Genomic DNA, 23,238 nt, shown 5'->3' with positions numbered 1-23,238 from the left:
CTTAGTGCTGCTTGCTGCCAGAACGGATCTGGTGCACAACACCCATCGCCACCACAATTGCCGCAGCAATACCGGTGGAGATCACCAGGATCTGGTAGTCAGGCATGAAGGCCATGGTAACCAGGGCCGCCACGATGAACGCGATCACCAGGTAGGTCAGCCACGGGAACAGCCACATCTTCAGGCGCACTTCCTTGCCTTCGGCAATCAGCTTGCGGCGCATGCGCAGCTGCGAGAAGGCAATCACCAGGTACACCAGCAGGGCGATCATGCCGGTGGTGTTCATCAGGGTATCCAGCACGTCTTTCGGGCGCAGGGTCTCGCTGAAGTTGATCAGCGCACACACCACGGCCACGGCGCAGGAACCCATGATCGCGTATACCGGTACACCGGTGCCGGCGCGGGTGATCTTGAAGAACGACGGCGCGTCGCCACGCTGGGCCAGGGAGAACAGCATGCGCGAAGCGGTGTAGTGGCCGGAGATCAGGCAGCTGCTTACCGAGGTCAGCACCACGAAGTTCATCAGCAGCTCGGCATACGGCACGCCCAGCAGTTCCAGGGTACGGCGGTAAGCGCCATAGCCGGAAACGCCCAGGTGCGGGTCATTCCACGGTACCAGGCAGACGATCAGGAAGATCGAACCCACATAGAACAGGCACACACGCCATACCACCGAGTTAGTGGCCTTGACGATCTGCGCAGCAGGGTCCTTGGCTTCAGAAGCGGCGATGGTGACGATTTCGGCGCCGAGGAAGGCGAACATCACCCCAAGCAAGGCACCAATCACGGTGGTGATGCCATTGGGCATGAAGCCTTCGGCGGTGAGGTGGCTGATGCCGCGTACTTCACCGAACTGCCAGACGTTCATCACGGCAGCGGTACACACGATCAGGAAGCAGACGATCGCGATCACCTTGATCAAGGCGAACCAGAACTCGAACTCACCGTAGTGCTTGACGTTGAAGAAGTTGACGGTAATCAGCAACAGGGTCGTGGCCAGCACGAACACGTTGACGCTTACGTCGGGGAAGAAGCCATGCAGGATCTTGCCCGCCACATAGGCTTCCCAGGCCATGAGGATGACCCAGTACCACCAGTACAGCCAGCCGATGGTGAAACCGGCCCAGCGGCCAATGGCGCGGTCGGCGTAGGTGGAGAACGAGCCGGTGTCTGGCGAGGAGGTCGCCATTTCACCCAGCATGCGCATGATCAGCACCACCAGGATGCCGCCCGCCAGGTAGGCCAGGACAGCGGCTGGGCCGGCGCTGTGGATCACGCTGCCGGAACCGACGAACAAGGCGCCGCCAATAACCCCGGCGATCGACATCATCGTCAGGTGGCGCGACTTCAGCGAGGCACTGAGCTTGCTCTCGTGCCCGCTTTTCGCGGTGGTGGTTGTGGATGTTGCGTCCATCAGTTGTGTACCCCGTGCTTCTTTTTATCCAAGGAAAACCGTGAAACCCCGATGGCTGGCGGTTTCACCTGTACATCAGTGCTAATGCGGGCAGGATGGTGTGAACAAACACACGCAGGCCCTCCATGGCGGCCTGCTGACGCGCCCCAGGGCGACTGCCTGAAGCGAACTGAACATGCTTTATGTGGCGATATCCGACACCTAATGTAAAAATGTCCGACGCAGAGAGCCATGCACAGTGGCATGAATCTCGCACTGCACTGTACAGGTCGCCCATGCAGTACACCCTGCAAACGCCAGGCGATACGCACCCTGAAGGCCCCGAATGTTCGAACTACATCCAGACTCCTCCACCCCGCTGGTCAACCAGATCATCGACGGGCTGCGTGAGTTGATCGACAACCAGACCCTCAAGCCGGGCACCAAGGTGCCGTCTATCCGCGCCTTTGCCGCGAGCTATTCGGTGAGCACCTTCACCGTGGTTGAGGCATACGACCGTCTGGTGGCCCAGGGGCTGCTGGTCAGCCGTGGCAATGCGGGGTTTTTCGTCAACCGGGCGGCGGGCGAACTGCTGGACCCGCACACCACCGAGGCCGACGCCAGTCGACCAACGTTCAACTCCGAGTGGTACCTGCAACAGATCTTCGAGATCCGCCAGTTACCGTACAAACCCGGGTGCGGCTGGCTGCCCAACGACTGGATGTACGAAGACGGCCTGCGCCGAGGGCTGCGCCAGGTGGCCGGCAGCCCGCTGGAATTGTCGGGCTATGGCGACCCCATGGGCCTGCTGGAGCTGCGTGCACTGACCGCGCAGAACCTGCAGCAAGAGCTGTCGATCGTCGCCAACCCGGCGCAGCTGATGCTCACCCACGGCGCCAGCCAGGCCCTGGACCTGGCCGCGCGCACGCTGGTGCGCCCAGGCGACGTGGTGCTGGTCGATGATCCCGGCTACCCCAACCTGATGAGCATTTTGCGTACCCAGGGCGCCACCTTGGTCGGCGTGCCGCGCACACCGGCCGGCTACGACCTGAACCAACTCGAGCAATTGCTCACCCATCACCGCCCGACGGCGTTCTTCACCCAGCCGCACCTGCACAGCCCAACCTGCTCGCGCACGCCGCTGCCGCAACTGCACCGTTTGCTGCAACTGGCCAGCCAGCACGGCTTCCGCCTGGTTGAAAACAACCTGTACGCCGACATGGTTGCCGAACCGCAGCCCTGCCTGGCCAGCCTCGACCACTTGCAGCAGGTGGTGTACGTGGGCAGCTACTCCAAGAGCATTTCACCCAACGTGCGGGTGGGCTACATGCTCGCCAACCCCGAGCTGATGCAGAAACTGCTGCACCTGAAAATGCGCTCGGGCCTGACCACCTCGCAGGTGATGGAACGTGTGGTATACGCCGCGATCATCGACGGCCGCTGGCGCAAGCACCTCAAGCGCCTGCGTCAGCGGTTGGCCGAGGCGCACCAGGAAGTTGGCCGGCATTTGCACCGATTGGGCTTTGAACTGTTCACCGAATCGGATGAAGGCATGTACATCTGGACCCGCCACCCGGCGATCCCGGACAGCGCGGCGTTGCTGGATGACGCGCTGGAGAAGGGCATCATGCTCGGGCCTGGGCAGTTGTTCATGGTGGATGCCAAGGCGACCGGGTGGATGCGCTTCAATGTGGCGTTCAGTACGGATCCTGCGATGTGGGAGTTGCTGGAGAAGGTGCTGGTGAAGCATGTGCGGCGGGGTGGGGTGTAGTTTGCCGCAACATCTTCAGTGCCTGTGAGATCGAGCGCCGCCCGCGCGGCGCTTCGCGGGGCAAGCCCGCTCCCACATTTGTTGCAACGTGGCCATGCCTGTAGGTGAGGCGTTGCCCGCCTTGGTGTATGGCTCAAGGCAGGTGGGGCGGCGGCAGTGTTAGCCGAAGAATCGAGCCGGCCCGACAAGGCTGGCAACCATGGCCTGTCAGGTTCGGCACGTTGCAACAAATGTGGGAGCGGGCTTGCCCCGCGAAGCGCCGCGCGGGCGGCGCTCGATCTCACAGGCGCTGAAGATGTTGTGGCATGCTCCCCTCGCCCCCAGAGCCGCAAACATCAGTCATCTCCGTGCTTGAGCCACCCCGCGCGAGCCAGCACAGCGTTCAGCAACACATCAACACCCTGGCAAGCATCGTCAGGCAGCACATCTTCAGCCTCGTTGTGACTCAAGCCGCCAACACAAGGGATGAACACCATGGCCGTCGGGCAATAGCGGGCCAGCAGGATGGCATCATGGCCAGCGCCACTGACGATTGACTGCTGGGCATAACCAAGGCTATCCACCGCTTGCTGCACGGCCGCCACGCAGTCCGCATCGAACGGTGTAGCCGGGCTGGCCCAGTGCCGTTCGATTCGAACCTGCAAGCCACGCTGGCTGGCGATAGCCTGCAACTTCAGAGTCAAATCACGCTCCATCGCCTCGATGGCTTCATCGCGGTGGTGGCGCAGGTCGACCGTGAATTGCAGCAAGCCGGGAATGGTGTTGCGCGAAGACTTGGCGATGGCCAGTTCGCCTACGGTAGTCAGGCCTTCGGGGGCGAAATCGGCCGCCAGTTGCTCGACCGCCTGGATCATCCGCGCCGCGCCATACAGGGCATCCTTGCGCAGTGGCATCGGCGTGGTGCCGGCGTGCGCCGCCATGCCTTCGACTGTCACGTCCAGCCAGCGGATGGCCTGGCCACCGCTGACCACGCCGATGGCCTTGGCGTTGTCTTCAAGGATCGGTCCTTGCTCGATATGCGCTTCGAAATAGGCATCTACCTTGCCCCCCAACGGGCGCTGGCCGGCGTAACCGGTACGTTGCAGTTCGTCGGCCACGCTGATGCCGTCGGCATCGCGAATGGCCAGTGCATCGGCCAGTGCGAGGCTACCGGTGAACACCGCCGAGCCGAACATGGCCGGGGTGAAGCGTGCGCCCTCCTCGTTGGTCCATACCGCGATTTCCAGCGGTTTGCGCGTCTGGATGTTCAGGTCGTTGAGGCGGCGCACAACCTCCAGGCCCGCCAGCACGCCATAGACGCCATCGAAACGGCCACCTTCAGGCTGGGTGTCGAGGTGGCTGCCCATCATCACCGGGGCAGCCTGCGGGTCGCTGCCGGGGCGGCGGGCGAACAGGTTGCCGATGGCATCCACCGACAGGGTCAGGCCCGCCTCGCGGCACCAGTGGCTGAACAGTTCGCGGCCGGCCTTGTCCTCGTCGCTGAGGGCCAGGCGGCAACTGCCGCCACGGGCGGTGGCGCCGATTTCGGCCATGGCCATCAGGCTCGCCCACAGGCGTTCGCCATTGCTTTTCAACATATGCGGGTACTCCAGAATAAAGGGATTCGGTCAGGCCAGTTCAAGGCGCTGGCTACGGGCGTACTGGCGCGCCAGGGCGAGCACGCAGACCAGCGAAAGGGTGGCGATCAGGGTGTAGAAAACTGCCATCGGCCACCATTGGCCGCTGAAGGTATGGGCCAGCCAGGTACCGATCAGCGGGGTCAGGCCGCCGGCGATGGCGCCGCAGATCTGGTAGGCCAGGGAAATAGCGGTGTAGCGCACGCGTGTTTCGAACATGCCGCTGACGTAGCCGGCAATCACCGCGTAGAACGAGGCCATGCACGCCGCCGCCAGGGCGATACCGAGCACGATCAGCGGGCCCTGCCCCGAGCTGACCAGCACGAACATGGGGTAAGGCGAGGCCATGGCCAGCAGCGCCATCAAAGCCAGAAAGCGTGTAGCGCCAATCTTTTCCGACAGCCACGCAGCCAGCGGTTGCACGCAGAACTGGATGATCGCCACGAAGAACAGGCACTCCAGGATCAGCGAACGCTCAAGGTGCAACTGCTGGGTGGTGTAGCTGATCATGAAGGTATTGGTGAAATAGACCCCGGCAATGCCCAAGGTGTTGGCACCGATGCACAGCAGCAATGGCCGCCAGGCGGTACGCAGCACCTCGAAGACCGGCGCCTGCTCCTTGCGTCGTGCCTTTTGCGCCTGCTCACGGCTGGCGATGAACTCGGGGGACTCGTTGACGCCCAGGCGAATGGCCAGACCGACCAACAGCAACAGCGCGCTGGCCAGGAACGGTACGCGCCAGCCCCAGCTCATCAGGTCTTCTTCCGGCAAGCGTGTGACAGCACCGAAGGCCAGCAACGACAAGATGAGGCCCGCCGGGCTGCCCAGTTGGGCAAACGAGGCGAAGAAATTGCGCCGGCCTTTGGGTGCATGCTCACCGGCCATCAGTACCGCCCCGCCCCACTCGCCACCCACGGCAATACCCTGGACGATGCGCAGCAGAACCAACAGCACCGGCGCTGTGGCGCCGATTTGTGCGTAGGTTGGCAGCAGGCCGATGCACACGGTGACGATGCCCATCATCAACAGCGTGATGACCAGCGACTTCTTGCGACCAATCCGGTCGCCCACGTGGCCAAACACGATGCCACCCAATGGCCGGGCGAAGAAGCCGACAGCGAAGGTGCCGAACGCGGCCATGGTGCTGAACAGGCTGTTGTCCGAGGGGAAGAACAATGCGCCGAATACCAGTGCGGCGGCGGTGGCGTAAATGTAGAAGTCGTACCACTCGATCATGGTGCCGATGAACGCGGCGGCGGCAGCACGGCGCGGTTGGGGGGAAGCGGTGGGCTTCATGAAGGCTCCTTTGCTTGTTGTTGTGGCAGGAGTTGCTAGGGCACGGTGGCGCTCTGCTGGCGCTTGACCTGTTGAATGGGTGCTGGCTGCTTCGCGGGTAAACCCGCTCCCACAGTTACTGCACCGCTTGAAGACAGGGTGCATTCCTGTGGGAGCGGGTTTACCCGCGAAGCAGTCAACACCGACCCAGCAGGCCTCAATGCCTGCGATTTTTCGGCTCAGGGCTATGATTAGTCAATTTTCTATTTATTATTCGAACTATTAACCACGCTTATCATCGAGCCCCGCCATGCCCGACCGCCTGCTCAACGACCGCCTCGACTGGAACCTGCTGCGCACCTTCCGCGTCATCGGCCAGGAACTGTCCATCAGCCGCGCCGCCGCCCGCCTGCACCTCACCCAGCCAGCAGTCAGCCAGGCCCTCAAGCGTCTTGAAGAGCAGCTCGGCCGCCAGCTCATCGCTCGCCGTGGGCCGCGCTTCGTGCTGACGGCAATGGGCGAGCAACTGTTCCAGCTGGCCGGCGAGGTGTACGGGCAAATGTCGCAGATTGGTGGCTTGCTGGAGCAACCAGCGGACGAGTTGGTCGGCAAGGTGCGGCTGCTGATGATCAGCCGCATCGACAGCGAACGCTTTGATGACTTCCTCGCCCACTTCCACCGCCAGCACCCACGGGTGGAATTGGAGATCGACGTGATGCGCAGCTCCGACATTGTCGCCGCCCTGCAGGAGAAAACCGCCACGGCAGGCCTTAGCCTCACCCGGCGTGCACAGCCACGGCTGGAGCAACGGCTGTTCCTGCGCCAGCGCTATGCGTTCTTCTGTGGCAAGCACCACGCACTGTTCGGCCAGGATGAAGGCGACCTGCTACGGGAGAATTTTGTCAGCTTCACCAGCGACCAGATTGGCGGCATGTTGTCGCCGCTGACCATTTTCCGTGACCAGCAAGGGTTTGCCGGGCGGATCGTGGCGTCATCGCCAAGCCTGGAGGAAGTGCGCCGGTTGGTGATTGCCGGTTTTGGCATCGGCTGCCTGCCCGAACATGTGGTGGCACCCGATGTGCAAGCAGGCTTGCTGTGGAAACTGCCGCCGCAGGAAGGGATTGCCGATGTGGATATTCACTTGCTGTGGAACCGTGAACAACGCTTCAACCGGGCGGAAGAGGTGTTTGTCGAGGCGTTGCAGCGTGTCATCACTTGACACTTTTGAGGCGCGAATACGGTGGTGACCTGCGAGAACTTGGATCCCATTACAGCACAAGGTATGCTGAGCAGTAGCTAAACGCCACTACTCAGGCAGGCTGGTGCCTGCCATCAAGGACGAGCCCTTTGCCCAGCCACCCTACCCGTCATACCATCGCCCGCCAGTGGCAGTTGCTCAAGCTGCTGCCTGGCCGTCACCCGGGCATGAGTTCCACCCAGTTGCAGGCTGCCCTGACAACGGTGGGCCATACCACCAGCAAACGCACCGTCGAGCGCGACCTGGTCGAACTCTCGTCACTGTTCCCCCTGCAGTGCAACAGCAAAGGCATGCCGTATGGTTGGTACTGGCAACCGGGCTTGACCCTGGGCGAAGCGCAACAGCTGCAACCTGACGTGCTCACCCCTCCGGAACACATCGAGCTGCATGCCTGGGTGGATGATGCGTTGGCCCGGCGCCTGGAGGCACTGCCGCTGTCTGCAGACATGCAGCTTACCGCCCAGGCCAACGGCGGCGCCGCGCTGGTTGCCACCGTCGAAGACAACCGGGCACTGATGAGCTGGTTGCTTTCGCAGGCCGGCTCGATCCGCGTGCAGGCTCCGCATGCGTTGCGACTGGCCATGCTCGAACAGCTGCGCCAGAGCCTGGCGCTGCATGACACATCGGATCAGGGCTGACAGGTGTTGGCCACAAGATATGCAGCGTCAGTGAGATGGAGCGCCGCCCGCGCGGCGCTTCGCGGGGCAAGCCCGCTCCCACATTTGTTGCAACGTGGCCATGCCTGTGGAAGCGGCGTAGCTCACCGTGGCGCATGACTGAAGACATCCGGGGGGGCCAGTAGCGCCAGCCTCTAAACCCAGTCAACCGAACAAGGCAGGCGACCATGGCCTGCCAGGTTCGGCACGTTGCAACAAATGTGGGAGCGGGCTTGCCCCGCGAAGCGCGCGCGGGCGGCGCTCGATCTCATAGCCGCCAAAAATGCTGTGGCGAACACCTCGCAGCCCTGATGCCATTGCCAGAAACCATAGAATCTCCCACAGGGTAGGCAGCGCGCTTGCCACCAACAGTCCTCTGCGCGACAGCGCAGCCCAAAGGGCTGGGTGAGCTCCTGCAGATGAAGCTTTTACCGCGAGTTGCGGCGGGCCAGGCAAATCCAGCTCAAGCCCAGCACGCTGGCCACCAGTAAGCCCAGCAGCACCATCAGCTCGCTACTGTAGCGGGCCACCACGGCCGGGAAACCAATAACCTCGTGGTACACCTGCACTTCCGCCGTGCCGTCGGCGTGGCTGATGCTGACCCCGCCCTGGCGGATCTGCGAGTAGTCCGCATCGAAATACACCCACACCTTGCACGCACCACCCGGTTCGACAGCCGGGATGTCCACCTGCGCAGTCGCGGCCTCCAGCAGCGTGTCGTTACCGGCAGCATCGCGCACCTGCACCAGGCCCTTGGCCGGCAGGCGGATCCTGACCTGACGTACCTCTGCATCACCACTGTTGCGCAGCTCGATAACCAGGCCGGTACGGTGATCGACCAGCCCGGCCTCGAAGGGTTTGGCGAACAGCTGGGCATATGGTGCCTGGGCCATCTCGATCAGCCGGTCGACCTGGTCGTGGCTTAGCACGCCCTGGCCGATGCTGTTGATGCGCCCCTGCAACTGCTCGTACTTGAGCTGCTCGCTGGCCTTGCTTATGCGTTCGCTGAACTGGCTGGGGTAAGTGAGGTAGGCATAGGTCAGTGAGGCCTCCAGCCGCGGGTTGCCCCTGAGCAACGCGTAGGCGGCCACAAGCACCATCAGGCCAACAAGCACGGCTACGAGGAGTTTCCCCACCTTGTCCCAGCTCAATGCAAACTTCCTTCTGTGGTGATACAGACGATCTAACCGCCCAAGGGTGCCAAGTTCAGGCCCCCCAGGCAAGCCTGACCAGGGTTCGCCCTGGCCGTCCCGCGCCTGACGCATACCCCTTCACAATGGCCAAGGGGGCGGAGAGGGTCACTTTCGGAAATGGACTACAAGATACCGACAAAGAGCAGCCTGCTACCGTTCAGCCCTTGACCAGCACCTGACAGTGGCGGACGATCAACTTCCCCCACACAAGGACGAACACCATGCTACGGGTACTGGGCAGAGCTTCTTCCATCAATGTGCGAAAAGTCCTGTGGGCCTGCGCCGAATTCGAGGTCGCGTTCGAGCGCGAAGACTGGGGTGCCGGCTTCAAGGCCACTGATAGCGCCGAGTTCCTTTCGTTGAACCCCAATGCCATGGTCCCGGTGATCCAGGATGGCGACTTCACCTTGTGGGAATCCAACAGCATCATCCGCTACCTGGCCAACCGTTATGGCGCCACCGCCTTCTACCCAGGTGAAGCGCAGGCGCGGGCCAGGATCGACCAGTGGATCGACTGGCAGGCCTCGGACCTGAACCGCTCGTGGAGCTATGCGTTCATGTCGCTGGTCAGGCACTCCCCCGCCCACCAGGACCCGCAAGCCCTCGCCGCCGGTTGCGCCGAGTGGTCGCGCTACATGCACATCCTCGACCGCCAGCTGGCCAGTACCGGTGCCTATGTGGCCGGCAGCCAGTTCACCCTGGCCGACATCCCGATCGGCCTGTCGGTCAACCGCTGGTTCGAAACGCCGTTCGAACACCCGCACCTGCCGGCGGTGCGCGACTACTATGAGCGCTTGAGCGAGCGCCCGGCCTATCACCTGCATGGCCGTAACGGTACCCCGTGATATCAACGAAGAGAGGGCGCAAAGCGCCCCCTCGGTACAAGCCCGTTACACCGCAACCTGACTCCCGGCTGCAACCACCCGCCCACGCCAGGCAAACAGCAGTACCATCAGCAAGCCCACCGCTGCCATTGCTGCGCCGGCCAAAGAGATCGCCGGGTAGCCCAGCCCCGCATTGATCACCGCCCCGCCCAGCGCCGCACCAATTGCATTGCCGAGGTTGAACGCACCAATGTTCACCGCCGAGGCCAGGTTGGGGGCGTCTTTTGCTGCCTCCATCACCCGCATCTGCAGCGGTGGCACCAGCGCGAAGCTGGCAGCACCCCAGACCAGGATCGCCAGCGCCGTCGGCAGTGGCCAGTCCAGTACCAGCGGGAACACCAGCAGCACGGCAATCAGCACCGCCAACGACAAGATCAGGGTGCGATCGATCGAGCGGTCCGCTGCCTTGCCGCCCCACACGTTGCCCAAGGTAAGGCCTACGCCGAACAACACCAGCATGGCGGTCACGAAGGTGGTAGACGCCGCCGCCTCGCTCTGCAAGATCGGTGCGATGTAGGTGAACACCGTGAACATGGCGCTGGAGCCCACTACTGTGAGCAGCAATGCTGCCAGCACCGGCCCACGCGCCAGCACGCGGATTTCGGCCATGGCCCCGTCGCCTTTGGGCGCCGGCACATTGGGCAGTGCGTACCAGAGCGTGGTCATCGCCACCAGGCCAAGCCCGGCAATGCCCCAGAACGCTGTGCGCCAGCCGAGCATTTCACCGAACCAGGTCGCCAATGGCACCCCGCCGATGGTGGCCAGGGTCAAGCCCATGAACATCGCCGCCACGGCCCCGGCGCGCTTCTCAGGTGGCACCACACTGGCCGCCACGATCGACCCGATGCCGAAGAATGCACCGTGGTTGAGCGAGGTGACCACACGGGCAACCAACAGGCTGGCGTAGTCGCTGGCCAGCGCCGACATCAGGTTGCCCAGGGTGAAGATCACCATCAGACCGATCAGCAGGTAACGGCGCGGGATCTTCACCGTGGCCAGGGTCATCAGCGGCGCGCCGATCAGCACGCCAATGGCATAGGCACTGACCAGCAGCCCTGCCGCAGGGATGGAAACGCCAAGGTCGGTGGCGATACTGGGCAACATGCCCATGGGGGCGAACTCGGTGACACCGATGCCGAAGGCACCGATGGCGAGCGCGACCAGAGGTGGATTGATACGCATGGCAAACTCCTTATCTATGCCGCGAATGCTACGATCGCTTTGCAAAGCGCACTAGACTGCATTTTTGAAAACCACCTTTGCTTGCGAGGCACAAATGGACTTCAGCGGAAGGTCTGGAGAGATGGAGATTTTTGCCAGGGTGGCGCAAGAAGGCAGCCTGTCTGCTGCCGCCCGGGCACTGGGCCTGACGCCTTCGGCAGTCAGCCGCATCATTGCCCGCACCGAGCAGCGCCTGGGTACCCGCCTGCTGCTGCGTACCACCCGGGCGATTACCCTCACCCCCGAGGGTGAGGCGTACCTGCGCGGTGCACGGCGAGTGCTGGCCGACATGCTTGAAGTGGAAGAAGCCATCACCGACCAGGGCGTGCCACGTGGGCGATTGCGGGTCAGCGCAGCGCTGGGGCATGCCCGGTTGACCGTGGTGCCGTTGCTGGCAGCGTTCAGCAAGCGCTACCCGCAGGTACTGGTTGACCTTACGCTCAGTGACGAAGTGGCCGACATCCTCGGCGGCCAGGCCGACGTGGCGCTGCGCTTCGGCCATCTGCCGGACAGCTCGTTGAGCGCCCGCGCCATTGGTGAAACCGGCCAGGTGGTGGTCGCCTCGCCCGAATACCTACAACGCTGCGGTACCCCACTTGAGCCTGAGCACCTGGCCCGGCACAACTGCCTGCGTTTCAATTTTCGCCGGGCGGCACCCGACTGGCCATTCCGCCGCAATGGCGAGGTGTTCTCGCTGAAGGTGGCAGGCAATATCGAATGCAGCAGCGGTGAAGCCCTGGCGCAGCTGGCACGGTTAGGTGCCGGCGTGGCGCGCATCGGCACCTTCACGGTGGCCGATGACCTGGCCAGCGGGCGGCTGGTGCCATTGCTGGAGGCCTACAACCCTGACGACCGCGAGCCTATCCATGCGGTGTTCGTCGGCGGCCCGGCGATGCCGGCGCGGGTGCGGGTGTTTGTGGACTTTCTGGTGGAACAGCTGTCTGCACGCTGAGCCCTTCGGATTGACGGATGGCAGGGGCTTCGCCGGTGCTCGCGGGTGACCTCGGTCCTGCTGGGATCGCATCAGGGGTGACAGGTGTTGGCCACAAGATATGCAGCGCCTGTGAGACCGAGCGCCGCCCGCGCGGCGCATCGCGAGCAAGCTCGCTCCTACATTCGTTTCGGGCCAGTTACGCCTGTACCAGCGCGCGCGACCGCCTTGGTCGTACGACGCAATATCGAGCCATGCGCCAAAGCGTTCGCGCGCAAATCCCACGGGATTGATTGGCCCGAAACAAATGTAGGAGCGAGCTTGCTCGCGATGCGCCGCGCGGGCGGCGCTCGGTCTCACAGGCGCTGCATATCTTGTGGCGAACACCTGTCAGCCCTGATGCCATTGCCAATCGTTTAACCGAACAGGTTCAACCCCAGGGCAAACACCGCCACGGCCAGTGCCACCAAGGGCACGGCATTGCGCCCCAGATACGCGGCCCAGCCGGCCCCGGACAGCTGCTGCAACTGCAGCTCGCATTCACGCTGACGCTCAGCCAGGCTGGCCAACCGGGCCTCGACGCTATCGACGCGCTGGGACTGGGTGCTGGTTGCCAACGCAAGCTTCTTCAACGCCGTGGTCACAGTCGTGGACAGGCTTTCCCGGGCCAGGTTACTGGTAACCAGATGCTTGTTCAGTTCCTCTAGCTGCCCCTGCTGGGCAACCAGTTTGTGCTGATGCTGCTCAAGGGTCTTGCGTATCACCCCTTCCTTCTGCACGCGGGCCAGGGTGCTGGTCACCAGCTTCTGGTTTTGCGCGTCGATCCCGGCCTGCAATGCGGCCATCTCGGTTTCCTGCTTGCCCTGCACCCAAGCCAGGCGTTCCACCTCTTGCGTGCAGTAGGCGTAGCCATCGGACAGCGCCAGCAACTCGTCAATCTGCTGCTTGAACTCGCACAGCACCATCAGCGCGCCTTCCTGGTTGCCCTCCAGGGTCGAGGCATCTGCCTGCAAGCGTTCGATCTCGCTCACCAGGGCATCATTGAAACCCCGCAGCACCTTGTTGTTGGCGGTGTGCAACTGGGTCAACAACTGCACCACGCTCTGGGTGACTTCAAGGCTTTCGCCCACCTGCCGTACCATGTCGGCCAGGTCCTTGTCGTTCTTGCCAGTGAAGCCGCCCCAGAACGAATCCCAGGTGCCCTGCTGCTGGAGTTCCGCCAGCTGGTCGCGAGTACCTTTGTTCTTGACGATGGCTTCGTGCAGTTTGCGCAACCCTTGCTCGAAGTCCTTGAGCTGGTTGTTTTCCTCACGCGGTGCTGGCAGTGAGGACGCATCAGGGAGGGCAGGTGTCAGCCTGATTTCAGCCAGAGCCTTGCCTGCAAGGCCATTTGCAAAGTTGAACACCTGTCACGACTCCTGGGTAATACGGTTCTTGTTCGATTGCAGCAGCGCCGAATAGTCGATCGCCTTTACCGCACGATGCTGTGCCATGCGCTCACGGTGCGCGGTGGCCTCACGGGCCAGGGCATCGACCGATCGGGCATACTCCATCAGCCCTTCAGCCATCAGCCACTCGTTCTCCTGCACCGCGATCAACTGCAATGCAGCCGCACGTTTGGCCTCCAGCGCCTCGTGCCAGCCGGTCTTGAAGTCCACCAGATAAGCAACGATGGGCGGCACCACCTTCTGCAAATGGAAGCTGCACAGGCCAAAGCCTATGGCGGCAATGACGCAGGAAACATACGGCGCTGCGACCCCCACCAAAGGCAGCAACTGCGCTTCGATGACCGGCTCGATGCCATCCCAGAAGATCAGCGTGCCGCTGACCACCACGGTCTCGACGATTTTCTGGATCAGTTCTTCGCGCGGCAGGTTCTGCGCGCCCTTGTACAGCTGCCAGGCACCATGGGCCAGGTCGAACAGGTTGCGGCTGAGGTTGTAGACCTGGCGCACGGCTTTCGACAGGGCATTGACGATGAACTCGACAATGCCGTTCAACAGTTTCAGCGGGGCGGCGATGACACGCTCCACCACCACCCAGATCTTTTTCAGGAAGCGTTCCACACGTGCCTTCAGGCGTGCGGTACCGCCCATGAACAGGTCGACCAGCTCATCCTTGATGGCAATGATGGCAGCGGCCGTCAGTTGCTCGAACACCTGCCAACCGGAATTTTTCAGTGCCTCCTTGCCGGCGCCAAGGGCGATGTCGCCAGTGCTGCCCATCGCGTCCTTCATTTTTTTGGCTTCGATGTTGCTGCGAATGCCCTGCTCTTCCTTCAGCTCTTCACGGCTGTTGACCGGCGGTTTTTCGTTCTTGATCAGGAACGCCTCCAGGGCGGCAGCGGTTTCTGCCGAGTCCATGACCACGAACTTGATGGTGCAGCCGTCCTCCAGCTGGCCGGCCAGCTTGTAGGGCTTGCGGTTCTCGTTCCTGGCACGGCTGCGGAACTCGTTCATGTGCCCGTCCTGCCAGCGCTGGCGCATGTTGGTGCTGTCACCGATGTAGGCCAGCTTGCCGTCGGCGTCGTACACCACATAAACGCCTGGCTTGTCGGGCAGGTTACCCAGGCTTGAGTCGTCGTTGGCGCTGACTGCCAGTTCACCGTCGAACTGAAGGGTAGCCAGCGAACCGATGCCTGCTGACAGGCTCTTGAAAAGGATTTCCTTCCAGGCAACCCCGCGGTTGGCAACCTGCATCGCGCTCTGCGCGGAGGTGGCGTTCAAGGTGTCTTTGCCGACAGTAAGCGGGTCGGGCGACTTGGCGTTGGGTTGGGAGTTTTTCTTGTCGCGAAAGCCGGCAACCAGTTTGCGATTGGTGTTCTCGATCGCCCTGTCCACAATCAGGTTCGCGAGCGGAGACAAAGTCCTGTGTTCGTATGGCTGGTTCATCTATCCCTATCCGGATACAGCGGTAAGGGCGGAAAGCTATCAAAATGACATCAATGGATCCACTCACGCGTGCGGAAAATGAGTGATCGGTCAGGTATCGAGGAAGGCTGGCCTGCAGCCCTCCTGCACACTAATGCCCTGCTCGGGGGCGCGGGCCAGTTCTGCGAGCATTGCCAGCAGATCATCAACAGCCACTTCTTCACCCTTCAATCGAGATTCAGCCAAGGCCTCAAATCTGCCCGGTTCGCAAGCACCAGTTGCTGCGCTTCAGGCCGCGGGTCATGCACATTGGCATGCACGCCAAAACGCTTCACCACATACTTCACCAACGCCTGCGAACTGCCCACCACCAGCTGCCCGCCCGTCATGCCAAAGTCCACCTCGATGATCGCCCGCTGCGCTGGCGTAAGGCGCTCATCCGGCTTGAAGATCACATCGACCGGTGTGTTCCATTCCAGGTCCTGGTCGATACCATTCTCGGTCTGCTCATCACGCAGCTCCGGCACACCGCGAAAACGGCTGAGCACGAAGTCGCGGTACATGCGGTTTTTTTCGCAATAGGCCCGCACATGCCAGCGCATGCCGGTGTACACCAGGGTATGCGGGGCGATGGTGCGCCCCTCCAGCTCAGGGCTGTTGAAGGACACGTACTCGATGTCCAGGCGGCGCTTTTCACGGCAGGCCTTGAGCAGCGGCCGCAAGACCTCGGGTTGTACCGATCGGTCCGGCACCTTCAGTACTTCGGTGTGGGCGTAGGCCAGCGCCAGGCCTTCTATATGCGGGGCGCGTTCGTTGTTCTGGTTGAGCAGGTCGAGGTAGGCGCTGGCGCTGTCGTCGATGAACAACGGCCTGAATTGTCGGGTCGGTACATAGCCCTTGATCTGCTTGTCGTAGACCAGGTTTTTGGAGGCGTAGTCGTTGATGTAGGTATTGATGTCCTTCGACGCCTGCTGGCGGCTGATGCCGAAGCTCTGAATCAGGTGGTTGGTAGTGAGCCTGCCTTCCCACCAGACAACCGTTTCGATCAACCGGTAGCGCAGGGCCAGGTCCCAGCGGGTTTGCTCCATGCGTTGCGTGCGTTTCATGTTCGCTCCTGAAGGGCTGGCTAAAAATACCGCTACTCACGACGTGTCGTGACATCCTACATATCCATCCAGTTTCAAGGCAAGCCAGAGCAATATGTAAAGCAAGCAGGCATATGCTGGCGAAAGCCGCCACGGCTGCCTGGGATACCTTGACCGTAGCCAAGGCCTTGTACCGCGCGGCGTGGAGCATCCCGAACGATATCAAATGGCCTTTCCCACTGCGTTTACCCTGCTCGGCTGAAACCGGCCGGGTATGCATCATTGCTTTACCTGTACAAGTCTCCATTATCGACATGTAGCCATAGTAGACATATCGTTTCGCTTACCGGCCAACTGCCACTACCCAAGGAAGCGTCACATGGAAGCCATCGAAATCTCTCTGCTGGGCATCTGCGGCATCACGCTGTTGCTGGTGTGCCTGCAGCACGCTCGCCAAGGCGAGGTATGGGACCTGCTGCAAGGCGACCGTGAACTGGAACGCACGGCCCGCATCCACAAGCAGGAAAACCGTGAGCTGCTCTCTGCCCTGCGCGCCGAGCGCGAGCATGTAAGCCAGTTGCAACGCCAGGTCCAGGTGCTGCTCGGGCTGGTACCGGAGGCCTGAGGGCATTCGTCACAGCGCTCGCGTACACTTTCCCCAGCAAAAGCCCAGGAGTTGCTCAATGCCCTACCCCATCGAACAGAAACTGGTCATAGGCGTTGCCTCGAGTGCGCTGTTCGACCTCACCGTCTCGGACGACATCTACCAGACCGAGGGCGTCGACGCCTACCGCCAGCACCAGCAACAGAACCTGGACGAGCCCTTCCCCAAGGGCGTGGCGTTCCCGTTCATTCGGCGCTTCCTGAGCATCAACAAGGCCTTCCCCGATCAACTGCCGGTAGAAGTGGTGCTGCTCTCGCGCAACTCACCGGAAACCGGCCTGCGGGTGTTCCGGTCAATAAACCACTACCAACTGGACATCACCCGGGCGGCATTCATGTCGGGGCGCTCGCCCTACGAGTACATTCCGGCGTTCAATGCCTCGCTGTTTCTCAGTGCCAATGAGGAAGACGTACAAAAAGCCATCGATGCCGATTACCCGGCCGGGCGCGTATTGCCCACGCGCATCTACGACGACGAGATCGACACCGAATTGCGGGTGGCCTTCGACTTCGATGGCGTGATTGCCGACGACGAAGCGGAGAGCGTGTACAAGCGCAACGACAACCTGGACGATTTCCAGGAGCATGAGCGCGTGCACAAAGGCATTCCGCATTCGCCAGGGCCGCTGGCGGACCTGTACCGCAAGCTTTCGCTGATACGCACGCTAGAGGACCGCAAGCTGGCCGAGGACCCGGCCTACAAGCGGATCTTGCGCATTGCGATTGTCACCGCGCGCAATGCGCCCTCGCATGAACGGGTGGTGACCACGTTGAAGGATTGGGGGGTGTCACCGGACGAATGCTTTTTCCTCGGTGGGATGGAGAAACCCCGGGTGCTGTCGATCCTGAAGCCGCATGTGTTTTTCGATGACCAGCGCAGCCACCTGCAATCGCCGGCGGGGGATTTGCCGATGGTGCATGTGCCGTTCGGGGTGGCGAACAGGGGGCGTTCAACAACGCTCTCGCCGCTCGGCAACCTTGTACATCAACAAGACGACACCGGCGCTGCCAGTGTTCGCGGCTAAAGCCCACACAAGAATCTCGCATACCCTGAGGCAAGCACTGACCCTGTGGGAGCGGGCGCGTCGAGGCGTCGAACCGCCGCGAAACAGGCAACGCGGTGGATGGCACGGGCTTCGCCCGTGTTCGCGGGCAAGCCCGCTCCCACAGGGATCGCGCCAGCTTTTAGAAGTTGAACAAGACAGTTGCTCCCATAGAAGTTGCGCGTACCTTGATGCCAAGCACCAAATCTGTGGGAGCGGGTTTACCCGCGAAGAGGCCAGCACAAACAGCACCAGACGGCTACCATCACGGCACCATCAAAATGCATTTTTCGCATCTAATAAAATACAATAAATTCAACATACAAATATTAGCTTAGACACAAAAAGTATTTCAAAACCATTTTTCATAGAGATATGTTCTCACCAGACCGACCCCTGACTGGCGGAGGCAAAGGAACCTAATACCTCCTTCAGCCTCGGGCCACGTCACCCGGCTCCGGTATCCAGGTCTCCGAAACCCCATTCGATCATGGTTACCTGGAAGCTTCTGCATGAGACCTTTGCCCACCGCCGCGCTCAATCACCTGTCGGCAGCCGTCGCCCTCGCCCGCTTCATCCCCGTCACCACCCCACGCACCGTACTGCCGAGCGTGCGCTACGCGCTGTAGCGGCCCCTGAACGGACTCACTTTCCACTTGCAAGGAGTACACACCATGGGTTTGACCCGCAGAGACCTTATTGCCCACTTGATGGCCGCTGGCAGCTACGGCGCCGCGCTTGGCAGCCTGTCTGCGCTGGGCCTGTTGCCCAGCACCGCCACGGCCAGCACCTTCCAGCCGCTGGGGCTGCCAGCCACATCCGGCAATGGCAAGCGCGTGCTGGTGGTGGGCGCTGGCATCAGCGGCCTGGTGGCGGCTTATGAACTTGGCAAAGCCGGCTTTGATGTGCGCGTGCTGGAGGCTCGCGAGCGAATCGGCGGGCGAGCCTGGACGCTGCGCAACGGCGACGAAGTGCTGCACAACGACGGCAGCCGCCAGCAGGTGCGCTTCGACAACGGCTATTACTTCAACGCAGGCCCCGCCCGGCTGCCCAGCCACCACCTGACCATCCTCGGCTACTGCCGCGAGCTGGGCGTGCCGCTGGAAGTGCTGGTCAACAGCAGCCGCAACGCCCTCGCCCAACCGGACCTTGCACAGCCGCCGCTGCTGTTGCGCCAGGCAGTGAACGATACCCGCGGGCACCTGAGCGAACTGCTGTCGCGCAGCATCAGCGGCAAAGCACTGGACAAGGACCTGGATAGCGGCGACCAGAAAGCCCTGCTGGATTTTCTGAAGGTGTACGGCGACCTCGACGAGAAACGCCATTACAAGGGCTCGGTACGCGCCGGCTACACCCGCTTCGCCGGGGCCGGCGACCAAACCCCCATCCAGCGCCAGCCAGTAGCACTCAAGCAACTGCTCAACCCTGACCTGATGCTGCCGCTGGTGTTCGACGAAATCCCGGAGTTTTCCGCCACCATGTTCCAGCCGGTGGGCGGCATGGACCAGATTGCCAAGGCGCTGTACGCCAAGGTGCAGGGCAAGGTGCAACTGCACGCCGAAGTGCAGGCCATACGCACCGGGGACAGTGGTAGCCAGGTGACCTGGCGCGACCGGCGCAGTGGCAAGACCCAGGTGGAAACCGCCGACTACGCCATCGTCACCCTTCCTCTGCCGCTGCTGGCCCGGGTCGATCACAACTTTGGCAACACCACCCAGGCGGCCATTGCCCAGGCCAGACCAGACCTGGCCAACAAGGTGGCGTGGCAGGCGCCGCGCTTCTGGGAAAGCGAGTTCCAGATCTACGGCGGGCTCTCGTACATCAACCACGAAGCGCGGTTGCTGTGGTACCCCAGCGACCACCTGAACAGTGCCCAGGGCATCCTGGTGGGCACCTACAACACCGGTGACATTGCGCGCACATTCGCCACGCGCTCGGTAGAGCAGCAACTGGCATCGTCGCGCCAGGCGGTGGAGTCGTTGCACCCGGGCCATGCCGGCAAGCTGCAACGCGGGGTGGCGGTGAACTGGTCCAAGGTGCCGTTCAGCGAAAGCCCGTGGATCGTTCATGACGTACTCGCCGAGCCTGGCTATTCGCACCTCAACCAGCCGCAAGGCCGCACCTGGCTGGCCAGCGATGCACTGGCCCATGGCGGCGTGGGCATCTGGCAGAACAGTGCCGCAGACTCGGCCCGCCATGTGGTCGGGCAGATCGCCCGGCATGCCCTGCAACAGCAACGCGGCGCTGCCGCCTGAACAAGGAAGCCCTTTGATGAACACCACTGCCCTGCTGCTTGGAGCCTTCATGTCACTGTCCGCACTCACCGCCCAGGCCGACACCATCAAGCGTGTCGACCCGCCCGGCTCGAAGTTCCCCATTTCGCAACTGGTCACGGTACCGGCCGGGGCCGCGCTGACGTTCGTCAGCGGTACCCTGCCCGACGTCGCCGACCCCAAGGCGCCAGCGCAAACCATTGCTGCCTATGGCAACACCGAAACCCAGACCCGCTCGGTGCTGAACAAAATCAACACCGCGCTGCAAAGCCAGGGCCTGGGCTTGGGCGACATCGTGCAGTTGAGGGTGTTTCTGGTAGGCGACCCGGCCAACGATGGCAAGCTGGACTTTGCCGGGCTGCAAGCGGCCTACACCGAATTCTTCGCCACCGCCGAACAACCCCGCAAGCCAACCCGCACTGCCTTGCAGGTGGTAGCCCTGCCGCTGCCGGGCGCCTTGGTCGAAATCGAAGCGGTCGCTGCCAAAGCACCGTGATACGCCGCTAACCCCATCCCCTCTTGCTTGCCTGCCAGGGCCACCTGGCGGGCGGCCCCTGTGCACCCGCTGTTCGACAGCGCTCATGGAGAGCGAACATGCTTCACACCTTGAAACTGCCCAGCCCGCGCCTGCAACCGGCACTGCTGACCATGGCCCTCGGCACTACCGGCCTGCTCACACCTGCCGCCTATGCCGAAAACAACGCCCAAGCCGCTGACCCGGCCCAACTGGGCACGGTGATCGTCACCGGCAACCGCGGCTCGGAAAAACGCACCGTCACCACCAGCCCGGTGCCGATCGATGTGATCAGCGCCAGGCAACTGCAGCAAACCGGCAAACCCGGCCTGATGGAGGCCCTCAGCGCCAGCGTGCCGTCCTTCACCCTGCCGGAAAAAACCGGCTGGGATGCCAGCGGCATGGCCCGTGCGCCCAGCCTGCGTGGGCTGAACGCGGCGCAGGTACTGGTGCTGGTGAACGGCAAGCGCCGCCACACCAGCGCCACCTTGAACATCAGCGGTATCCATGCCGGCGCTGCGCCTACCGACCTTGACCTGATCCCCATCAGCCTGATCGATCACGTCGAGGTGCTGCGCGATGGCGCGGCCGCCCAATATGGCTCCGACGCCATCGCCGGGGTGATCAATATCATCCTCAAGGCCGATGACTCGGGCACGTCGGTAACCAATGCCGGCCAGGGTTACGACGGCAAGAAGCAGACCGTGCAGCAGGGCCTCAACAAGGGCTTCGAGGTCGGTAACGGCGGCATCGTCCAGCTGGCCCTGGATGCGCGCAGCCAGAACGACGACAACAAGGCCAGCGCCAACGGCTACAGCTATGCCGAGGCCTTCGACAAGGCCGGCAAGTCAACGTACGGCGGCTACGGTACGCCGAAGATCAACCTGCTGACCCTGGGCTACAACGCCGAGCTGCCGCTAAGCGACGACCTGACCCTCTATTCGTTCACCACCTACTCGCACCGCAAGGCCGAGCAGGGCCAGAACTTCCGCCTGCCGACCATCACCAACACCATCACCACCGGCCCCAACGGCTACCCGGGCGGCTACACGCCCACCTGGTACATCGAGGAAGACGATGTGCAAGGGGCGTTCGGCGCCAAGGGCAATGCCGGGGAATGGGCCTGGGACTTGTCCAGCACTTACGGGCGCAACGAGGCGCTGCAAGGCACCACGCACAACCAGAACCCTTCGCTGGGCGAGGCCACGCCCAACCACTTCGAATCCGGCACCTGGGTGGCCACGCAACTGACCAGCAACCTGGACTTGCAGCGCAGCTTCGACATCGGCCTGGACAAGCCGCTTGACGTGTCCTGGGGCCTGGAGCATCGCCGCGAAACCTACCAGGTGCGCGAAGGCGACTGGGCGTCGTGGGCCAACGGCGGTTACTGCCGTGCCCCGGGCGACTGCGCCGCCTCTGGTGCGCAAGTCACCAACGGCATCTCGCCCGACGAAGCCACCAGCACCAGCCGCAACAGCGTGGCCAGCTACGTCGACGTCGGCTTCAACCCGCTGCCGCAGTGGTACCTGGGCACTGCACTGCGCTACGAGCACTACAACCGCGGCGTGGGCGCCACCCGCAGCGGCAAGCTGACCACCCGCTATGAGTTCACCCCCGAGCTGGCCGTGCGTGCCACGGTCAGCAACGGCTTTCGCGCACCTTCGCTGGCCAACAGCATGTTCAGCGCCCGCTCCACCACCTACGGTGTGGTCAATGGCGTGTACCAGTCGATCAACTACGGCGTACTGCCGGTGGACTCGGCGGCAGCCAAAGCCTTGGGCGCGCAGGCACTCAAGCCGGAGCGCTCGACCAACTACAGCCTGGGCCTGACCTACCAGCCGGCCGCGCAGCTGTCGTTTACCGCAGATGCCTACGTGATCAACGTGCGTGACCGCATCACCCTCACCGGCACCCTGCTGGGTGACGAGGTGACCCAGGCGCTGCTGGCCAACGGTATCGACTCCACCGCTGGCGGGCGCTATTTCACCAACGGCGCCAACACCCGCACCAAGGGCCTGGACCTGGTCGGCAACTTTGACCAGGACCTGGGCAACTGGGGGCAAATGAAGTGGACCGCTGCCTTCAACTGGAACCAGACGCAAATCCTGAGCTACAAGCAGAACGTCAACATCCAGGGTACGGACTACAACCTGATGGACCGCCAGGCGCGTAACTTCCTGACAGAAGTGCAACCGCACACCAAGCTGATTCTGGGCGCCAACTGGCAACGTGAGCGCTGGACCAGCAACCTGACCCTGACCCGGTATGGGTCCTGGCGCGAAGTGAACTCGGCGACCGACCGCAGCCTGGACCGTGAGTACAAGGCGCGCTGGATTACCGACATCGACGTGGGGTATCAGTTGACCAAGGACCTGAACCTGGCCGTGGGGGCGCAGAACCTGTTTGATGTGTACCCGGAGCGGCAGAACCCCAGCAGCAAGACCATGACCAAGGGGTATGGGGCCTATTCGCCTTATGGGTTTACGGGGGGGTATTACTTTACTCGGTTGACTTACAACTTCTGATGCACGCCGTCAGCCGCCTGAGGCTTGGCATTGCCGCCCTTGGTGCTTCAATAAGGCTTGAATCCTG

At 62.6% G+C, this 23,238-nt stretch carries 18 protein-coding genes; 10 read left to right on the top strand and 8 right to left on the bottom strand.

The window, feature by feature from the left end:
* Position 1: 1 nt before the first annotated feature.
* A complete protein-coding gene (locus ACIQUI_RS13485; RefSeq protein WP_012271690.1) occupies positions 2–1,414 on the bottom strand; it encodes an amino acid permease in 1,413 nt (470 codons plus the stop codon).
* Positions 1,415–1,739: 325 nt separating this feature from the next.
* On the opposite strand from ACIQUI_RS13485, the gene ACIQUI_RS13480 reads away from it, so the two are divergent.
* Positions 1,740–3,164 carry a PLP-dependent aminotransferase family protein gene (locus ACIQUI_RS13480; protein WP_403199185.1) on the top strand — a complete coding sequence of 475 codons (1,425 nt, stop codon included), beginning with the start codon at positions 1,740–1,742 and terminating at the stop codon, positions 3,162–3,164.
* Positions 3,165–3,499: 335 nt separating this feature from the next.
* On the opposite strand, the gene ACIQUI_RS13475 is transcribed toward ACIQUI_RS13480, so the two are convergent.
* A complete protein-coding gene (locus ACIQUI_RS13475) occupies positions 3,500–4,741 on the bottom strand; it encodes a Zn-dependent hydrolase (protein WP_403199183.1) in 1,242 nt (413 codons plus the stop codon).
* Positions 4,742–4,771: 30 nt separating this feature from the next.
* Positions 4,772–6,076, bottom strand: a complete 1,305-nt coding sequence (locus ACIQUI_RS13470) for an MFS transporter (protein WP_403199180.1) — start codon at positions 6,074–6,076, stop codon at positions 4,772–4,774.
* Between the two features lie 289 nt (positions 6,077–6,365).
* On the opposite strand from ACIQUI_RS13470, the gene ACIQUI_RS13465 reads away from it, so the two are divergent.
* Both ACIQUI_RS13465 and ACIQUI_RS13460 read left to right on the top strand, forming a co-directional pair.
* Positions 6,366–7,274, top strand: coding sequence for a LysR family transcriptional regulator (locus ACIQUI_RS13465; RefSeq protein WP_403199178.1), 909 nt, complete (start codon positions 6,366–6,368; stop codon positions 7,272–7,274).
* 128 nt (positions 7,275–7,402) lie between these two features.
* Positions 7,403–7,951 carry a WYL domain-containing protein gene (locus ACIQUI_RS13460; RefSeq protein ID WP_403199175.1) on the top strand — a complete coding sequence of 183 codons (549 nt, stop codon included), beginning with the start codon at positions 7,403–7,405 and terminating at the stop codon, positions 7,949–7,951.
* 446 nt (positions 7,952–8,397) lie between these two features.
* Here ACIQUI_RS13460 and ACIQUI_RS13455 read toward each other — a convergent pair whose 3' ends face one another.
* Positions 8,398–9,120: a hypothetical protein gene (locus ACIQUI_RS13455; protein WP_403199173.1), complete on the bottom strand. Its 723-nt coding sequence runs from the start codon at positions 9,118–9,120 to the stop codon at positions 8,398–8,400.
* A 263-nt stretch (positions 9,121–9,383) separates the two neighbouring features.
* Between ACIQUI_RS13455 and ACIQUI_RS13450 the strand changes: the two genes are divergently transcribed.
* A complete protein-coding gene (locus tag ACIQUI_RS13450; protein WP_403199170.1) occupies positions 9,384–10,007 on the top strand; it encodes a glutathione S-transferase family protein in 624 nt (207 codons plus the stop codon).
* 45 nt (positions 10,008–10,052) lie between these two features.
* On the opposite strand, the gene ACIQUI_RS13445 is transcribed toward ACIQUI_RS13450, so the two are convergent.
* Positions 10,053–11,228, bottom strand: a complete 1,176-nt coding sequence (locus ACIQUI_RS13445) for an MFS transporter (protein WP_403199168.1) — start codon at positions 11,226–11,228, stop codon at positions 10,053–10,055.
* Between the two features lie 94 nt (positions 11,229–11,322).
* On the opposite strand from ACIQUI_RS13445, the gene ACIQUI_RS13440 reads away from it, so the two are divergent.
* The gene (locus ACIQUI_RS13440) at positions 11,323–12,219 is read left to right on the top strand and encodes a LysR family transcriptional regulator (protein ID WP_403199165.1); all 897 of its coding nucleotides are present in this window, start codon (positions 11,323–11,325) and stop codon (positions 12,217–12,219) included.
* A gap of 395 nt (positions 12,220–12,614) precedes the next feature.
* On the opposite strand, the gene ACIQUI_RS13435 is transcribed toward ACIQUI_RS13440, so the two are convergent.
* The 3 genes from ACIQUI_RS13435 to ACIQUI_RS13425 form a co-directional block, all read right to left on the bottom strand.
* On the bottom strand, positions 12,615–13,043 hold the full coding sequence (locus ACIQUI_RS13435; RefSeq protein WP_403199234.1) for a hypothetical protein: 429 nt from the start codon (positions 13,041–13,043) through the stop codon (positions 12,615–12,617).
* A gap of 564 nt (positions 13,044–13,607) precedes the next feature.
* Positions 13,608–15,089, bottom strand: a complete 1,482-nt coding sequence (locus tag ACIQUI_RS13430; RefSeq protein WP_403199162.1) for a GIY-YIG nuclease family protein — start codon at positions 15,087–15,089, stop codon at positions 13,608–13,610.
* A gap of 206 nt (positions 15,090–15,295) precedes the next feature.
* Positions 15,296–16,174, bottom strand: a complete 879-nt coding sequence (locus ACIQUI_RS13425; RefSeq protein WP_403199159.1) for a helix-turn-helix transcriptional regulator — start codon at positions 16,172–16,174, stop codon at positions 15,296–15,298.
* Between the two features lie 358 nt (positions 16,175–16,532).
* Here ACIQUI_RS13425 and ACIQUI_RS13420 point away from each other — a divergent pair, with 358 nt between their 5' ends.
* The 5 genes from ACIQUI_RS13420 to ACIQUI_RS13400 all read left to right on the top strand — a co-directional run bounded on the left by ACIQUI_RS13420 (position 16,533) and on the right by ACIQUI_RS13400 (position 23,171).
* Positions 16,533–16,778 carry a hypothetical protein gene (locus ACIQUI_RS13420; protein WP_403199156.1) on the top strand — a complete coding sequence of 82 codons (246 nt, stop codon included), beginning with the start codon at positions 16,533–16,535 and terminating at the stop codon, positions 16,776–16,778.
* Positions 16,779–16,836: 58 nt separating this feature from the next.
* A complete protein-coding gene (locus tag ACIQUI_RS13415; RefSeq protein WP_403199154.1) occupies positions 16,837–17,841 on the top strand; it encodes a 5'-nucleotidase in 1,005 nt (334 codons plus the stop codon).
* Positions 17,842–18,533: 692 nt separating this feature from the next.
* Positions 18,534–20,114: a flavin monoamine oxidase family protein gene (locus tag ACIQUI_RS13410; RefSeq protein WP_403199151.1), complete on the top strand. Its 1,581-nt coding sequence runs from the start codon at positions 18,534–18,536 to the stop codon at positions 20,112–20,114.
* Between the two features lie 16 nt (positions 20,115–20,130).
* Entirely contained in the window at positions 20,131–20,628 is a 498-nt protein-coding gene (locus tag ACIQUI_RS13405) for a RidA family protein (RefSeq protein WP_403199148.1), read from the top strand.
* Positions 20,629–20,780: 152 nt separating this feature from the next.
* On the top strand, positions 20,781–23,171 hold the full coding sequence (locus tag ACIQUI_RS13400; protein WP_403199232.1) for a TonB-dependent receptor plug domain-containing protein: 2,391 nt from the start codon (positions 20,781–20,783) through the stop codon (positions 23,169–23,171).
* The last annotated feature ends 67 nt before the right edge of the window (positions 23,172–23,238 follow it).

The sequence above is a fragment of the Pseudomonas sp. NPDC090592 genome (assembly GCF_044769185.1).
In the GTDB taxonomy this organism is placed as follows: domain Bacteria; phylum Pseudomonadota; class Gammaproteobacteria; order Pseudomonadales; family Pseudomonadaceae; genus Aquipseudomonas.
This window is presented reverse-complemented; position numbering and strand designations above follow the sequence as displayed.

Coding starts and splice junctions, on each gene's coding strand:
- ACIQUI_RS13485 (WP_012271690.1), bottom strand. CDS start 1,414: ATGGACGCAACATCCACAACCACCACCGCGAAAAGCGGGCACGAGAGC.
- ACIQUI_RS13480 (WP_403199185.1), top strand. CDS start 1,740: ATGTTCGAACTACATCCAGACTCCTCCACCCCGCTGGTCAACCAGATC.
- ACIQUI_RS13475 (WP_403199183.1), bottom strand. CDS start 4,741: ATGTTGAAAAGCAATGGCGAACGCCTGTGGGCGAGCCTGATGGCCATG.
- ACIQUI_RS13470 (WP_403199180.1), bottom strand. CDS start 6,076: ATGAAGCCCACCGCTTCCCCCCAACCGCGCCGTGCTGCCGCCGCCGCG.
- ACIQUI_RS13465 (WP_403199178.1), top strand. CDS start 6,366: ATGCCCGACCGCCTGCTCAACGACCGCCTCGACTGGAACCTGCTGCGC.
- ACIQUI_RS13450 (WP_403199170.1), top strand. CDS start 9,384: ATGCTACGGGTACTGGGCAGAGCTTCTTCCATCAATGTGCGAAAAGTC.
- ACIQUI_RS13445 (WP_403199168.1), bottom strand. CDS start 11,228: ATGCGTATCAATCCACCTCTGGTCGCGCTCGCCATCGGTGCCTTCGGC.
- ACIQUI_RS13440 (WP_403199165.1), top strand. CDS start 11,323: ATGGACTTCAGCGGAAGGTCTGGAGAGATGGAGATTTTTGCCAGGGTG.
- ACIQUI_RS13435 (WP_403199234.1), bottom strand. CDS start 13,043: ATGGCCGCATTGCAGGCCGGGATCGACGCGCAAAACCAGAAGCTGGTG.
- ACIQUI_RS13430 (WP_403199162.1), bottom strand. CDS start 15,089: ATGAACCAGCCATACGAACACAGGACTTTGTCTCCGCTCGCGAACCTG.
- ACIQUI_RS13425 (WP_403199159.1), bottom strand. CDS start 16,174: ATGAAACGCACGCAACGCATGGAGCAAACCCGCTGGGACCTGGCCCTG.
- ACIQUI_RS13420 (WP_403199156.1), top strand. CDS start 16,533: ATGGAAGCCATCGAAATCTCTCTGCTGGGCATCTGCGGCATCACGCTG.
- ACIQUI_RS13415 (WP_403199154.1), top strand. CDS start 16,837: ATGCCCTACCCCATCGAACAGAAACTGGTCATAGGCGTTGCCTCGAGT.
- ACIQUI_RS13410 (WP_403199151.1), top strand. CDS start 18,534: ATGGGTTTGACCCGCAGAGACCTTATTGCCCACTTGATGGCCGCTGGC.
- ACIQUI_RS13405 (WP_403199148.1), top strand. CDS start 20,131: ATGAACACCACTGCCCTGCTGCTTGGAGCCTTCATGTCACTGTCCGCA.
- ACIQUI_RS13400 (WP_403199232.1), top strand. CDS start 20,781: ATGGCCCTCGGCACTACCGGCCTGCTCACACCTGCCGCCTATGCCGAA.